Annotated in this window: 13 protein-coding genes; 8 read left to right on the top strand and 5 right to left on the bottom strand. The window is 70.7% G+C overall.

The genetic code is table 11. From position 1 onward, the window contains the following. Positions 1 to 846, bottom strand: a complete 846-nt coding sequence (gene proC / locus ACTJJP_RS08805) for a pyrroline-5-carboxylate reductase (protein ID WP_440774631.1) — start codon at positions 844 to 846, stop codon at positions 1 to 3. Positions 847 to 1,071: 225 nt separating this feature from the next. On the opposite strand from proC, the gene ACTJJP_RS08810 reads away from it, so the two are divergent. Together ACTJJP_RS08810 and ACTJJP_RS08815 are read left to right on the top strand one after the other, a co-directional pair. Next, a complete protein-coding gene (locus tag ACTJJP_RS08810; RefSeq protein WP_440774632.1) occupies positions 1,072 to 2,184 on the top strand; it encodes an alpha/beta hydrolase in 1,113 nt (370 codons plus the stop codon). Between the two features lie 34 nt (positions 2,185 to 2,218). Continuing rightward, the gene (locus ACTJJP_RS08815; RefSeq protein WP_440774633.1) at positions 2,219 to 3,148 is read left to right on the top strand and encodes an LLM class F420-dependent oxidoreductase; all 930 of its coding nucleotides are present in this window, start codon (positions 2,219 to 2,221) and stop codon (positions 3,146 to 3,148) included. Positions 3,149 to 3,356: 208 nt separating this feature from the next. Here ACTJJP_RS08815 and tadA read toward each other — a convergent pair whose 3' ends face one another. Continuing rightward, entirely contained in the window at positions 3,357 to 3,788 is a 432-nt protein-coding gene (gene tadA, locus ACTJJP_RS08820; protein ID WP_440774714.1) for a tRNA adenosine(34) deaminase TadA, read from the bottom strand. A gap of 85 nt (positions 3,789 to 3,873) precedes the next feature. On the opposite strand from tadA, the gene upp reads away from it, so the two are divergent. Next, complete coding sequence (gene upp / locus ACTJJP_RS08825) at positions 3,874 to 4,506, top strand: uracil phosphoribosyltransferase (protein WP_183420661.1); 633 nt, start codon at positions 3,874 to 3,876, stop codon at positions 4,504 to 4,506. A gap of 43 nt (positions 4,507 to 4,549) precedes the next feature. Here upp and ACTJJP_RS08830 read toward each other — a convergent pair whose 3' ends face one another. Continuing rightward, on the bottom strand, positions 4,550 to 8,137 hold the full coding sequence (locus ACTJJP_RS08830; RefSeq protein ID WP_440774634.1) for a TM0106 family RecB-like putative nuclease: 3,588 nt from the start codon (positions 8,135 to 8,137) through the stop codon (positions 4,550 to 4,552). 107 nt (positions 8,138 to 8,244) lie between these two features. Here ACTJJP_RS08830 and ACTJJP_RS08835 point away from each other — a divergent pair, with 107 nt between their 5' ends. Next, the gene (locus tag ACTJJP_RS08835) at positions 8,245 to 10,302 is read left to right on the top strand and encodes an NAD(+) synthase (RefSeq protein WP_440774635.1); all 2,058 of its coding nucleotides are present in this window, start codon (positions 8,245 to 8,247) and stop codon (positions 10,300 to 10,302) included. 30 nt (positions 10,303 to 10,332) lie between these two features. Here the strand turns inward: ACTJJP_RS08835 and ACTJJP_RS08840 are convergent, their stop codons facing one another. Further along, positions 10,333 to 10,830: a DUF427 domain-containing protein gene (locus ACTJJP_RS08840; protein WP_440774636.1), complete on the bottom strand. Its 498-nt coding sequence runs from the start codon at positions 10,828 to 10,830 to the stop codon at positions 10,333 to 10,335. Between the two features lie 124 nt (positions 10,831 to 10,954). Between ACTJJP_RS08840 and ACTJJP_RS08845 the strand changes: the two genes are divergently transcribed. From ACTJJP_RS08845 to ACTJJP_RS08860, 4 genes are all read left to right on the top strand, one after another. Next, entirely contained in the window at positions 10,955 to 11,152 is a 198-nt protein-coding gene (locus tag ACTJJP_RS08845) for a hypothetical protein (protein ID WP_440774637.1), read from the top strand. Beyond that, on the top strand, positions 11,149 to 11,283 hold the full coding sequence (locus ACTJJP_RS08850) for a hypothetical protein (RefSeq protein WP_440774638.1): 135 nt from the start codon (positions 11,149 to 11,151) through the stop codon (positions 11,281 to 11,283). Before ACTJJP_RS08845 ends, ACTJJP_RS08850 begins: the two co-directional genes overlap by 4 nt. A 76-nt stretch (positions 11,284 to 11,359) precedes the next feature. Beyond that, complete coding sequence (locus tag ACTJJP_RS08855; RefSeq protein ID WP_440774639.1) at positions 11,360 to 12,304, top strand: aldo/keto reductase; 945 nt, start codon at positions 11,360 to 11,362, stop codon at positions 12,302 to 12,304. Between the two features lie 88 nt (positions 12,305 to 12,392). Next, positions 12,393 to 12,950, top strand: coding sequence for a phosphorylase family protein (locus tag ACTJJP_RS08860; protein WP_440774640.1), 558 nt, complete (start codon positions 12,393 to 12,395; stop codon positions 12,948 to 12,950). Between the two features lie 104 nt (positions 12,951 to 13,054). On the opposite strand, the gene ACTJJP_RS08865 is transcribed toward ACTJJP_RS08860, so the two are convergent. Next, complete coding sequence (locus ACTJJP_RS08865) at positions 13,055 to 14,557, bottom strand: MFS transporter (RefSeq protein WP_440774641.1); 1,503 nt, start codon at positions 14,555 to 14,557, stop codon at positions 13,055 to 13,057. Between the last annotated feature and the right edge of the window lie 30 nt (positions 14,558 to 14,587).

The following is a 14,587-nucleotide window of genomic DNA, read 5'->3' on the forward strand; positions in this document are numbered from 1 at the left end:
TCAGCCCCCGGCGGCCAGTTCCTTGGCGCGGGCGAGGGCTGCCTCGGCGGCGCGGGCGAATGTGTCGTTGAGACGCGCCTCCTGCAGCACGGCGATCGCACGCTCGGTCGTGCCCTTGGGGCTCGTGACGCGACGGCGGAGTTCTGCGGGGTCGACGTCGGACGCGGCCATCAGGCTCGTCGCGCCGATGAAGGTCTGCTCGGCGAGCAGCCGCGCCTGGTCATGGTCGAAGCCCATGCGAACGGCGGCCTCGGTGAACGCCTCGACCAGGAGGAAGACGTAGGCCGGACCGGAACCGGAGATGGTGGACAGCGCATCGATCTGCGCCTCGGGCACCTCGACGACCGCCCCCACCGTCTCGAACAGGGCGCGCACGACGGCCACGTCGTCGTCGGAGGCCGAGGGACCCGCCGCGAGCCCCGTGACGCCCTTGCCGACGAGCGACGGAGTGTTGGGCATCGACCGCAGCGTGGAGACGTCGTCGCCGAGGTGACGCGCGAAGGTCTCGAGCGTCACGCCCGCGGCGAGGCTCACCACCACCGCGCCGGGGCGGAGGTGCGGGGCGATCTCGGTCAGCAGGTCGGGCACCATCGCGGGCTTGACGCCGACGAGCACGATGTCGGCGGATGCCACGGCGTGGGCGTTCCCGGCCGGCTGCGCCTCGAGGGCGACGCTCGTGACACCCTCGAGATCGGCGAGCTCCGCGGCCTTCGCGATCGATCGGTTGGTCGCGGTGACGCCACCGCCGGTGAGTCCGGCGGCGACGAGGCCGCGGAGGATGGCTCCCCCCATCGAACCCGCTCCGATGATCGCGATCGGGGGCAGCGAGGTCGTGGCATCCGTCATGCCCCCAGTCTACGAAGCGCCTCCGACATCCGTCCGGCGGCGCCGTCGAACGGTGAGCGGTGCGCGGGCGCCAGCAAGACGAAGGCGGCGCGCCTTCCCACGGGAGATGTCGGGGGTGCACGCGGCGTGCGCAGAGGGCGCAACCTGAGTGCGGCCGATAGGGGCGCGCGTTAGAGTCGGAAACCGGTGTACGGGAGCACTGTCGAGCGACACGGAGGACCTGCCATGACACTCTTCGACGGCATCACCGCGCGTCTGGTCGAGACGGACCGACTCGGTGTCAACGTTCTCGAACGTGCCGGCGACGACCCCGGCACCACGGCCGACCAGACCGTCGTCTTCGTGCACGGCAACGTCTCCTCGTCGCTGTTCTGGCAGGAGATCATGCAGGACCTGCCGAGCGAGCTGCGCGTGCTCGCGGTCGATCTGCGCGGCTTCGGACGCACCGAGCACACGCCGATCGACGCCACCCGCGGCGTCCGCGACTTCAGCGACGACCTTCACGCAACGCTGCAGGCCCTCGGGGTCTCCGAGGCGCACCTCGTCGGCTGGTCGATGGGCGGCGGCGTCGTGCTGCAGTACGCGCTCGATCACCCGGTGCTCTCGCTCACGCTGCAGGCGCCGGTGTCGCCGTACGGCTTCGGCGGTACCCGCCGCGACGGATCACGTCTCTCCGACGAGGACGCCGGCACGGGCGCCGGCGCCGCCAACGAGGACTTCGTGCAGCGCCTCATCGATCACGACACCACGGCCGACGCCCCGACGTCCCCGCGCTCGGTGTTCCGTTCCGCGTACGTCGCGCCGGAGTACACGAGCGAACACGAGGACGTCTGGGTCGAGTCGATGCTGTCGACCTCGACAGCGGGCGGAAACTACCCCGGAGATGCTGTCGCGACGACGACCTGGCCCGGTTTCGCCCCCGGAACGACGGGCGTGCTCAACACCCTGTCCCCCAAGTACTTCGACGTGTCCGGGATCGTCGACCTCGCGACCAAGCCCCCGATCCTCTGGATCCACGGCACCGCCGATGCGATCATCTCCGACACGTCGTTCTCCGACCTCAACCACCTGGGCTCGCTCGGGGTCGTCCCGGGCTGGCCCGGGGCGGATGTCGCTCCGGCGCAGCCGATGGTGACGCAGACGCGCGACGTCCTCGCGGCGTACGCGGCCGCGGGCGGCGAGGTGACGGAGGTGTCGGTCGACGGAGCCGGACACTCGGTGCACCTCGAGCGGCCCGCGCAGTTCCGTCGGGCACTTCTCACGCACATCGGCTACGTCGGACGCCCCGCCGACCCCGCCCCGCCCACCGAGGCGATCATCCTGCGCTCCGCCGACTGACACGGCGCCGCCGTCCCTTCCCCCGGAGGTCCCCGTGGAGTACTGCCTGTTCACCGAGCCCCAGCAGGGGTTCTCGTACGACGACCAGCTCGCCTTCGCGCAGTCCGCGGAGCGACATGGCCTCGACGGGTTCTTCCGCTCCGACCACTACCTGCGCATGGGCGAGGGCGATCCGCGACCGGGCCCGACCGACGCCTGGACGACCCTGGCCGGGCTCGCTCGCGAGACCTCGCGCATCCGGCTCGGCACGCTGGTGTCGTCGGTGACCTACCGTGTGCCCGCGATCCTCGGGATACAGGTCGCCCAGGTCGACGCGATGTCGGGTGGCCGCGTCGAGCTCGGGCTCGGCACCGGATGGTTCGAGCGTGAGCACCGCGCCTACGGCATCCCGTTCCCCGCCAAGAGGTTCGACCTGCTCGAGGAGCAGTTGCAGGTCGTCACGGGACTGTGGTCGACCCCGGATGCCGAGACCTACTCGTTCCACGGTGAGCACTATCGACTGGACGAGGCGCCGGCCTTGCCCAAACCGGTGCAGTCACCCGTGCCCGTGATCGTGGGCGGCGGCGGGCCGAGGCGCACTCCCGCGCTCGCCGCGCGTTTCGCGACCGAGTTCAACATCGGCTTCGTCGCGGAAGATGTCGTGGCGGAGAAGTTCGCCGTCGTGCGGGCCGCGTGCGAGGCGATCGGACGCGACCCGCGGACGCTGAAGCTCTCGGTGGCGCTGCCCACGATCGTCGGCCGCGACGACGCGGAGATCTCGCGCCGAGCCGAAGCGGTCGGGCAGTCCCGCGAGCAGTTCGACAACGGCGCGAACATCATCGGCACACCCGAGCAGGTCGCCGAGAAGGTACGCCGGTTGCAGGCGACCGGTGCCGAGCGGGTGTACTTCCAGCTCCTCGACCTGCGCGACACCGATCAGGCCGATCAGATCGGCGCCGACGTGCGGCCTCTGCTGCCGCGCTGAGCCCGGTCGTGCGGGTCGTGCGGTGCGGCCGTGTCGGGGCCTGCTGCCGGTGCGGCCGGCTCCGGCGCGTCGGAACAGGGTGACGGACGTCCGTCGGTCCTGTCGTGACGAGCCCGGTCGGCGCGCGTCGCGAGGATATCCCCGCGGGCAGGTGAGCATGCGCCGTCGGCGCTGAGCGACGGGAATCCCGCGGCTCCTCCGGCTCGTCTCAGCGGCGGTCTTCGAAGAACTCCCGGAGCTGAGCAGCGGCCGTCCGCTCCTCGACTCCGCCGACGACCTCGACCCGGTACGGCAGACGGCGGTCGCGCAGGACGTCGTACATCGATCCGGCGGCACCCGCCTTGGCATCCCACGATCCGAACACCACGCGGGCGACCCGTGCCTGCAGGATCGCGCCGGCGCACATCACGCACGGCTCCAGCGTCACCACGAGCGTGCAGTCGGCGAGGTGCCACGACCCGATCCGGGATGCCGCTTCGCGCAGAGCCACGATCTCGGCGTGCGCCGTGGGATCGTTCGTCCGTTCGCGGAGGTTCCGTCCCTCTCCCACGATCGACCCGTCGGCGTCCATGACGACGGCGCCCACGGGCACGTCCCCCTCGGCCGCCGCCGCCGAGGCGAGCGCGAACGCCCGGTGCATCGCGGCGAGGTCACGGGCGGTGGGGGTCACGGGTCTCCGGAAAAAGGGACGGGGTCGTACGGGGGAAGCCGTTAGCCTTGAGCCTATGCGTGTCCACGTCGCCGACCACCCCCTCATCACCCACAAGCTGACGGTGCTGCGCGACGTGCAGACGTCGTCGCCGGTGTTCCGCCAGCTGACCGAGGAGCTCGTGACGCTGCTCGCGTACGAAGCGACCCGCAACGTGCGCGTCGAGCCCATCGAGATCCAGACCCCGGTGACCACCACCGAAGGTGTGAAGATCAGCGAGCCCCGCCCGATCGTCGTGCCGATCCTGCGGGCCGGTCTCGGCATGCTCGAGGGCATGGTGAAGCTCCTCCCCACCGCCGAGGTCGGTTTCCTCGGCATGGTGCGCGACGAGCAGACCTTCGAGCCCACGACCTACGCCGAGCGCCTTCCCGACGACCTCAGCGATCGCCAGTGCTTCGTGCTCGACCCGATGCTGGCCACCGGAGGATCGCTCGGCGCGGCCATCAACTTCCTCTTCGCGCGCGGGGCGCAGGACGTCACGGCGATCTGCCTGCTGGGTGCCCCCGAGGGCGTCGCCGCGATCGAGAAGCAGGTCGAGGGCCACGACGTCACCCTCGTGCTCGGCGCCGTCGACGAGCGCCTCAACGAGAAGGGCTACATCGTGCCCGGCCTCGGCGACGCCGGCGACCGCCTGTACGGCACCGCCTAAGGCTCGCCGGCCGGCCCGGCTGGACGGCGCACGCGGCTCCCGATCAGTCGGCCCCGTCGACGAGACGCGCGAACGCGCTCAGCCGTGCCACGCCCTCGGGCGTGCGCGGCAGGTCGTCGAGCAGGGCAGGGGAATACACGACGTACGCCGCCTGCATCGCGCGGGAGATCGCGACGTTGATGCGATTGCGCAGCAGGAGGAACTCGAGCCCGCGCGGCGCTTCGCGTCCGGACGACGCGGCCAGGGTGAGGATGGCCACCACGGCCTCTTTGCCCTGGAATCGATCGACCGTGCCCACGGGCACGTCGGCGAAACCCTGAGCGGCGAGCGCCTCTTCGACGGCCACCTGCTGGGCGTTGTACGGCGTGATGACGATGATGTCTTCGGGGCGGAGAGCGCGGGGCTGCTGAACGGTGGCGCTGTCGCCCGCGCCGCCTTCGGCGCCGGTCCATCGGCGCCCCACCAGCTCGGCGACCAGGCGCGCGACCTCGGCGGCCTCCTCGACGGAGCAGGTGGAGTTACCGGTGTGACGCACCGGGACGACATGCACGCCGGGTTCGACGCCCTCGAGCCGACGGAGAGCGGTCGAGGGGTGGGCCGCGAGAAGACCCTCGTACGACAGCTGCGACACCGGCCCCGCGACAGCGGGGTGCATGCGGCGGGTGCGGGCCAGGAAGTAGCCGAGTTCGGGCGGGACCACCTCTGCGCCGTCGATGATCCACCCCAACGCCGAGGTGTCGACCGGCTCGGGGTGCGTTCCCTGGCTCACCTGTGGGAGTTGCTGCGGGTCGCCGAGCAGCAGCAGGCGCTGAGCCGCGAGCGAGACGGCGATGGTGGACGCCAGTGAGAACTGCCCGGCCTCGTCGATCACGAGGAGATCGAGGCTGCCCCGCGGGATGCGCGCCTCGTGACTGAAGTCCCAGGCGGTTCCGCCGACGACGAACCCGCTCGCGGCGTTCTCGGCGGTGAAGGCGGCGATTCCGTTCTTCGGGAGCACGGTGAACGCGTGCGCGACGCTCGTGTCTTTGGGGGCCTTGCCGACACGGGATGCCGGGACCCCGGCCGCGATGACCTGATCGAGCATGTGCTCGATCGTCGCGTGCGATTGGGCGACCACGCCGATGCGGTAGCCCCGTTCCGCCACGAGCCGGGCGATGACATGCGACCCGACGTACGTCTTGCCGGTCCCGGGAGGACCCTGAACGGCCAGATAGCTGTGGTCGAGATCGACCACGCTGCGGGCGATCGCGGTCACCTCGTCGTCGCCGGAGGGATCGCCCCCGACGGGGTCGGCCGCGCCGGCGCCCGCGACAGCGGAGACGGGGGCGAGAGCGCCGGAGAGCGTGCGCGGGGGAATGCGGCGCAGGATGTCGGCAGCGGCCCCGTGCGGGATCGTCGGCGCCGCGGTCAGCACCGCGTCGGCCCACGCGTCGATCGCCTTCTGCTGGTTGCCCGCGCGCGGGGGCGCCGCGGGCGTCAGCGCAAGCGGCAGTTCGTGCCACGTGACACCGTCTGCAGCGATCTCTTCGACGATCGCACCGTCGTCGAGCACCTCGCGCACGGTCACGCGACGCGCGCCGTGGATCCATCGCGGACGGGTCTCGATCGGGAACGGGGCGGGCAGGTCGTAGATCGCGAACGGATCGGCATCCACGCTCAGGCGCGTGCCGGGAGCGAGTTCTCCCCGCAACTCGACGAGTCGACGCTCGGAACCGCGACCCGACTCGGCGATGTGCCAATCGGCCACCACCCGCGACCGGGCGGCGTCCACGACCACGACATCGCGCGTCTCTTCCCATACCGACACGGGCTCCCGCAGGCGAAGGAAGTGGGTCGCCCAGTAGGTCTTCTCTTCACGCGGGTAGTAGTCGATCGCCGCGGCGGCGAGGCGCAGCGCCTGGGCGTCGGGAGTGTCGAGGCCCGACCGAGCCACGTCGGCGGCCCAGCGTTGCAGAGCGGTCGCCCGGGGAGACGGCTCGTAGGCCTGCTCGTCGGGCTCGGCGCTGCGCGCGGGTACGGCCCCGGATTCTCGCGCGCGGTCGACCAGCCAGTCACGCAGGCGCCGGGTGGAGACGCAATCGTAGCGGTTGTAGTCGGCGAGGTCGTCGAGCACCCGCTGCGCGGCCTCGACGTCGCCGTCCGCGGAGAGGGCACGCGCTTCGACGTACTTCACGATCGAATCGTCACCGCGCTGGACGTCGCTCGTGCGGACCTCGTCGCCCATGTACAGCGGCTCCAGCTTCTTGATCGAATACGACCGGGATCCCACCCGGAGCGCTCGCCTCACCACCGGATAGAGGTCGACGAAGACGCCGTCGCGCAGGAGCCGATCGACGTCGGCCTCGCGCACCCCGTAGCGTGCGGCCATCGTCAGCAGGTGGGTCGGCTCATACGGGGCGTAGTGATAGATGTGCATGTCGGGGTGCTGCGTGCGGCGCAGCGCCACCATATCGAGGAACCTCTCGAGCGCGGCGCGTTCCTCGTCGAAGGTGTGCGCCCACAGCGCTCCATAGGTCTCGCGCGTGTCGACCCAGCCGAACAGGTAGTCGATCCCCCAGTGCTCGCCGACACCCTCGGTGTAGAGGGGGTCCCCCTCGAAGTCGAAGAACAGGTCGCCGTGATCCGGACGAGGCAGCACCCCGAGGGACTTGGGCGCCACGACCTCGAAGGTGGGGATCGCGTGCGCCGGGTCGTCGTCGGACGGCACCCCCGCGGGGCTGTCGAGCTGCAGCCGCGCCTGAGTGCGCAGCGACGCGAACGTGTCGGCGCTCATGGCGGCGGGGGGCTCGGTGGCCACGGCGAGGGCGTCGATCGTCAGGATGCCTCCTGCCCGCAGGCGGTCGCGCTGCACGGGCCGCATGCCCGCGACGAGCAGGAGGTCGCGGTGCGAGACGACCTCGATCTCGCAGCTCGCGCATCGTCCGCAGGCGACGATGCCGAGATCACCGCGCGCATCGCCCCACCCGATGACGGGGCCGGCGGCGCCGAGGCCCACCTCACGGTCGGCGATCAGGGTGCGGAGCCGCTCGCGCCGGAGGCGGAAGACGGGGAGCAGGTCGTCGACGCGGTGCGTGCTCGTGGAGCCGTCGCCGAGCAGCAGCTGCACCTCGGCCGACCGGGGTACTGCGAGCCGGTCGAGCTGGTCCACGTAGGCGGCGAGCTGCATCAGGGCCGTGACGCGAGCACGGCGGGCGAGTTTGGTGTCCTGCACGATCCACGGCCGAGTGCCGTCGGCTCCGGGCACGGGCTCGCGGACGAGGAAGTCGGCGAAGCCGACGAACTCGTCGGTCGCGAAGGCAGCCTGGTAGACGACCTCGGCGGCGGGGTCGGCGAGTGCAGCGTCGGTGAGGCGCACGGCCTCGGCGAGCGCCTCGGCGTCGGACGACCGGGCGGCGGGGATCTCGCGGACGGCGTCACCGAGCCGCGCCCGGTACTCCTCGAGCACGCGCACCTCGTGCGCAGTGCCCAGTCGTGCGGCGCGTTCGAGCGTGGCGTCCACCGGGTCGTCGACGGCGGCGATGCGCCCGAGCTTGGCGTCGATGGCGCGCAGCCACGCGAACTCGCACTCGGCCGCAGCCTTGAGGTCGCTGGCGCTCCAGACGATGCGCGCGTCGCGCTCGATGTACCGCATGGCCTCCACGCTAACCGCGACCTCCGACATCGCCCGCCCGGCATCCACAGACCCCGCCTGCGCGATCCCGCCACCGGAGTGTCGGAGGGGCCTGTCAGACTGGACCGGTGATCACCGACCTGCCGTTCGAGAGCGTCTACCGGCACGGGTTCGCGCGCGTGGCCGCGTGCACGATCCCCGTCGCAGTCGCCGACCCCGCGACCAACGCCGACGCCGTACTCGACTCCGCCCGCGCATGCGATGCCGAGGGCGTCGCGGTCGCGGTGTTCCCCGAGCTCTGCCTCACCGGGTACGCGATCGACGACCTGGTCATGCAGGATCCGCTCCTCGATGCCGTCGAAGCGGCCCTCGAGCGCCTGGTCTCGGCATCCGCAGACCTCTTGCCGGTCCTGCTGGTGGGCGCGCCGCTCCGGCACGGCAACCGGCTCTTCAACTGCGCCGTGGTCATCCATCGCGCTCGCATCCTCGGTGTCGTCCCCAAGGCGTATCTCCCGACCTATCGCGAGTTCTACGAACAGCGCTGGTACGCCCGCGGCGACGACCAGGCGGGGCAGCACATCCTCGTCGCCGGCGAGACGGTGCCGTTCGGACCCGATCTGCTCTTCGAGGCCGCCGACGTACCGGGGCTCACGCTGCACGCCGAGGTGTGCGAAGACGTCTGGGTGCCGATCCCGCCCTCGTCCGGCGCCGCCCTCGCGGGCGCGACCGTGCTCGCGAATCTGTCGGGCAGCCCCATCACCATCGGGCGCGCCGACGATCGCACCCTGCTCGCGCAATCGCAGTCCCTACGCTGCCTCGCGGCGTACGTGTACGCCGCCGCCGGTCAGGGCGAGTCGACCAACGACGTCTCGTGGGACGGCCAGACGATGATCCACGAGGGCGGTCGGCTGCTCGCCACGACCGAGCGGTTCCCCGACGGACCGCGTCGGAGTGTCGCCGACGTCGACCTCGATCGGCTCCGGCAGGACCGCATCCGCCAGGGCACGTTCGACGACAACCGCCGCACGACCGCACCCGCGTTCCGCACGGTGCCGTTCGAGCTCGCACCGCCCGCGAGCGACATCGGGCTGCGGCGGGCCCTCGACCGCTTCCCCTTCGTCCCCGACGACCCCGCCCGGCTCGCACAGGACTGCTACGAGGCGTTCAACATCCAGGTGTCGGGCCTCGTGCAGCGGCTCCGGGCCATCGGCGATCCGAAGCCCGTCCTCGGTGTCAGCGGGGGCCTCGACTCCACCCACGCGCTCCTGGTGATCGCCCGGGCCATGGACCGCATGGGACGCCCCCGCAGCGACATCCTCACCTACACGCTCCCGGGCTTCGCCACGAGCGAGAAGACCAAGCGCAACGCGATCGCCCTCGCCGAGGCGGTCGGCGCCTCGATCGAGGAGATCGACATCCGTCCGGCGGCGTCCGAGATGCTCGCCCGCATGGGACACCCTTTCGCCTCGGGTGAGCCGGTACACGACGTCACGTTCGAGAACGTGCAGGCGGGGTTGCGCACCGACTACCTCTTCCGCCTCGCCAACCAGAACGGCGGCATCGTCATCGGCACAGGTGACCTGTCCGAGATCGCCCTCGGCTGGTCGACCTACGGCGTCGGCGATCAGATGAGCCACTACTCGGTGAACCCCGGTGTACCCAAGACCCTCATCCAGCACGTCATCCGGTGGGTCATCTCCGCGGACGAGCTGAGTGCGGCCACCGTCGAGGTGTTGCGGGCCGTGCTCGACACCGAGATCAGCCCCGAGCTGGTGCCCGCCGGTCAAGACGGACGCATGCAATCGACGGAAGACCGCATCGGTCCCTACAACCTGCACGACTTCACGCTGTACCACGTGCTGCGATTCGGCTTCCGTCCCTCGAAGATCGCCTTCCTCGCCGCCCATGCCTGGACGGATCCGAATGCCGGGGCGTGGCCCCCGGGTTACCCCGAGGGTGAACGGCCGGCGTACGACCTGGTCACCGTGGCGAAGTGGCTGGAGGTGTTCCTGCAGCGCTTCTTCGGTTTCGCGCAATTCAAGCGCACGGCCATCCCCAACGGACCGAAAGTATCGCCCGCGGGGTCCCTGTCACCGCGCGGCGACTGGCGCGCGCCGTCCGACGGCAACGCGCGCGCGTGGCTCGCCGACCTGCACGCCGCGGTGCCAGAGGCGTTCGCCGAGTGAGCCGGCCGCGGCGGGCCCTCAGCCGTCGCCTTACCAGCCCATCGAGCCCGGGACACCCTTGAAGGGACCCGCGAGGTCGCCCGTCACCCATCCGCCGTAGAAGCCGCCCGGCTGAGGTTGGACGGTCTCTCCCCCGAGGATGACCGCATCCATGGGGCCCGCATACACGGCGACGCGGTCGTGCAGAACCTCGTACCCGGGCATGGGACGGGGGTAGTTCCACGCGGCCCTCTCGGCGACCGCTCCCCCGCCCCCGTGCACGTCGAAGTACCGCGCTGCGCCCTTGAACTCGCAGAACGACGCGCCCTGCCCGAGCGTCAGCGGCAGCGTGAAAGCGGCGATCGGCACGTAGTACACGGGCGGGTGGCTCGTCTCGAGGACGCGGACGACGTCGTCGGTATCGACGATGCGACTGCCGCCGAAGTCGATCTGCACGCGCCGCCTCTCGCGCTCGACGCGGGGCGGACGGGGATAGTCCCACACCGACTCCTGGCCGGGACGGACGGGGTCGGGAACGGGGCGCGCCATGCACCTACGCTACGCCGGGTCGGCGCCGCGGGGGCCGATCACTTCGTGACGACGGCGGGCCGCCTGGGGATGACCGCACGGGGGCCCCACACGTTTTCGATAACCTGGGGCGGAAGGGGGCAGCGTGAGCGAGCAGAGAGTGGCGACGGACAGTCGTCGTTACCGCGTGTATCAGATCATCGGCATCGTGGTGGCGGTCCTGTTCCTGGCCCTCGGTGTCGCTGCCTTCCTCGCCGGCGGCGGGCCCATCATCGCCGCCATCGCCGTCATCGGAGGTCTCGCCGTGCTGATCGTCTCGATCGTGATGATGGTGCGCTCGTGAGCGCCCCGGGTGAAGACGGCGGCAAGAAGAAGTTCCCGCCCGGCACGGTCGTCATCTGGATAGCGGGTGCCGGAATCGGTCTCTGGCTCCTGGTCAGCGGACTGATCGGCATCCTCTCCGGCGGAAGCTGAACCGGCGCGTCACGGGAATGCCCACGGGCGAGGGTCGTTGTGTTCAGGGTCAGCGACCCCCTTCCGAAAGGACATCATGACGCGCATCGGACGCAGCGACCTCGACATCTTCCCGCTCTCGCTCGGAGGCAACGTCTTCGGCTGGACGGCCGATCGAGACGCGTCGTTCGCGGTGCTCGACGCCTTCCGTGACGGAGGGGGCGACTTCATCGACACCGCCGACGGGTACAGCGCCTGGGTCCCCGGCAATTCGGGCGGCGAGAGCGAGACCCTGATCGGCGAGTGGCTCGCTTCCCGCAAGCCCTCCGACGTCGTCGTCGCGACGAAGGTGAGCACGCACCCGGACTTCCGCGGCCTGTCGGGCGCGAACGTGCGAGCCGCCGCCGAGGCGTCGCTGAAGCGGCTCGGCGTCGAGACCATCGACCTGTACTACGCGCACTTCGACGACGCCGACACTCCCCTGGAAGAGACCGTCGCCGCCTTCGCCGGTCTCGTCCGTGACGGGCTCGTACGCTACGTGGGCGTCTCGAACTACACCGCCGAGCGCATCCGCGAATGGGTGTCGCTCGCCGAGGCCGCGGGTGCCGATCTTCCCGTCGCCGTGCAACCGCACTACAACCTCGTGCACCGCACCGAGATCGAGCGGGAGATCGTGCCCGTCGCGCAGCAGTACGACATGTCGCTCGTGCCCTACTACGCCTTGGCGAGCGGGTTCCTCACCGGCAAGTACCGTTCGGCGGATGCCGCGGGCGACTCGCCGCGCGCGGGAGGCGCCGCGAAGCTGGCCACACCCGCGGGCCTCGCCCTGATCGACGCGCTCGAAGACGTCGGAGCCGCGCACGGCGCGTCGATCGCCACGACCGCCCTGGCGTGGTTGCGCGCTCAGCCGACGGTGGCCGCACCCATCGCGAGCGCGTCGAGGGTCGAGCAGGTCGCAGATCTGCTGGCCGGGGCTTCGCTGGAGCTGACGTCGGACGAGATCGCCCGACTGTCGGAGGCGTCGGAGCCGGCACAGGCGTGACGGTGTGGATCGGGCCCCGCTGGGGTCCGATCCGCCGGCCCGGCCCGACCCGGTAGGACGACGGTCGTCGACGGGCGAGAATGGAGGGGTGAAGCTCCTCGTCGCCGCCCATGTGTCCGAACTCACCGCTTTCGAGGCGGACATCCCCGGTTTCGACGTGCTGCTGACCGGTGTGGGAAAGATCCCGGCCGCGTCCGCCCTCACCCGTGCCCTGTGCCAGGGCGAGTACGACGAGATCGTCGTCGTCGGTACCGCCGGCGCGATCGACGATGCGGTGGAGGGCGGGATCTACGACATCGCCGCGGCGATCCAGCACGATGTGAAGGGGCTCGACGGCACCTTCGGTGAACACGTCTCATTGCCGCCGCGTGTCGACACCGGCCATGACGGACTGATCATCGCCACCGGTGATCATTTCGTCGACGACGCCGAGACCGTAGCCCTGATCCGCGGCCTCGGAGCCCGGCTCGTCGACATGGAGTCGTACGCGCTCATCTGGGTCGCACAGCAGTTCGGCGTACCCATCCGCGTGCTGAGGGCCGTCTCGGACCGCGCGCAGGACGGCGCCACGGAGCTGTGGGACGTCGTGGTCGAGCGGTGCAGTCACCAACTGCGCGACGAACTTCGCACCCGCTACGGCGTCTGACCGGGGGTCCCCGCCTCGCCCGACCCACTCCAGCCCCCGCCTCGCGCGACCCGCTCCACCGCGACCCGAAAGGATCGCGCCGCGAACGCCTGGCACACCCCCGGTCAGGGGGTCTGCGATCCCGTCTTCGCGCGCTTGGCCAGGTCGGCCACGCCCACGATGAGCGCGAGGCCCAGGAAGACGCCGACGGTGATCATGCCGGACGCGTAAGCGTCGTGGTACAGCACCACCGTGTCAGCCACCGTGTCCTGTTCGCGGTAGACGGTGGCGTAGAACAGCGCCAGGGCGATCGCCGTCCCGACGGCGGTGCCGATGCGTTGACCGAGCTGACCGACCGAGCCGGCGACGCCTCCACTGCGCACCGGGATGTCGGCGAGCGTGAGGGTCTGGTTCGGCGAGATCACGAGACCTCCCGCGAAGCCGCCGAACGTCATCACGGCGGCCATCGCCCACGGGGTCCACTCGGGAGGCGTGAACAACGCCACGAGGACGAGTCCCCCGGCCGTCGCGACCATGCCGAGGATCCCCCACACCACGAGCGGGCGGCCCAGCCGCGTGACGAGGTTTCCGCCGATCCACGAACTCCACGCGGAGGCGACCGCGAACCCGATCGTCACCATGCCCGCGAACACCGGTTCGAGTCCGAGCCCACCCTGGAGGAACAACGTGCCCAACAGGAACATCGCCGGTATCGCGGAGAAGTACGCCGTCGAGATGAGAACGCCATTGCGATAAGACGCGAGCGAGAAGATCGAGAAGGGCATGAGCGGCATCCGTCCGCGCTCCGCGTAGCGTCGCTCCCAGAACACGAAGGCCGCGGCGAAGACCACGGATGCCACCAGCAGCCACCACCGGTTCGGATCGTCGCCGGGACTACCGGTGGTGAACAGGAACGGCCACATCAGCGCGAGGATCGTCGCCGCGAACAGCAGGATGCCCACCGGATCGAGATCGAGGCGGCGGTGCGACTTCGTGCGGGTGTCGGGGAGGAGCCAGGCGGCCAGCACGATGACGATGGCGACGAGGGGGATGTTGATCCAGAAGATCAGACGCCACCCGTCGGTGTCTCCTCCCAGCGCGATGAGGAGTCCGCCGAGGGTCGGTCCGAACGCCGTCGCGATACCGATCGTGGCGCCGAACAGACCGAAGGCGCGCCCGCGCTCTTTGCCCTGGAACAGCTGCTGCACCAGACCCAGCACCTGAGGCATCTGGATGCCGGCGGCCACGCCCTGCAGAAGGCGAGCGACCAGCAGCACGGTGGTGTTCGGCGCGAGGGCGCACGCCAGGCTCGTCACGAGGAACAATGAGAGGCCGACGAGGAACAGCACGCGGCGCGACCGCAGGTCTCCCAGACGCCCGGCCGGCACGAGCACAAGGCCGAACGTCAGGATGTATCCCGAGACGACGAGCTGCAGCTCGGTGGGCCCGGCGTTCAGCGCCGCCTCGATCGAGGGCAGAGCGACGTTGACCTTCGTCAGGTCGAGAATGGTCAGCGCCGCCACCGCGACCGCCACCCAGTACGCCCGCCATCGGTGCCGCGGCGACAGGTCGATGTCGCGGGTGATCGGCGCGGACGGTTTCGAGGAGGTGGAGGACTGATCAGACATCGGGAGGGACGCTACTCCGGGCCCCCGACA

Origin of the sequence: Microbacterium sp. 22296 (genome assembly GCF_052045385.1) — a bacterium.
In the GTDB taxonomy this organism is placed as follows: Bacteria; Actinomycetota; Actinomycetes; order Actinomycetales; family Microbacteriaceae; genus Microbacterium.

Coding starts and splice junctions, on each gene's coding strand:
- ACTJJP_RS08810 (WP_440774632.1), top strand. CDS start 1,072: ATGACACTCTTCGACGGCATCACCGCGCGTCTGGTCGAGACGGACCGA.
- ACTJJP_RS08840 (WP_440774636.1), bottom strand. CDS start 10,830: ATGGCGCGCCCCGTTCCCGACCCCGTCCGTCCCGGCCAGGAGTCGGTG.
- proC (WP_440774631.1), bottom strand. CDS start 846: ATGACGGATGCCACGACCTCGCTGCCCCCGATCGCGATCATCGGAGCG.
- ACTJJP_RS08855 (WP_440774639.1), top strand. CDS start 11,360: ATGACGCGCATCGGACGCAGCGACCTCGACATCTTCCCGCTCTCGCTC.
- tadA (WP_440774714.1), bottom strand. CDS start 3,788: ATGCACCGGGCGTTCGCGCTCGCCTCGGCGGCGGCGGCCGAGGGGGAC.
- ACTJJP_RS08865 (WP_440774641.1), bottom strand. CDS start 14,557: ATGTCTGATCAGTCCTCCACCTCCTCGAAACCGTCCGCGCCGATCACC.
- ACTJJP_RS08830 (WP_440774634.1), bottom strand. CDS start 8,137: ATGCGGTACATCGAGCGCGACGCGCGCATCGTCTGGAGCGCCAGCGAC.
- upp (WP_183420661.1), top strand. CDS start 3,874: ATGCGTGTCCACGTCGCCGACCACCCCCTCATCACCCACAAGCTGACG.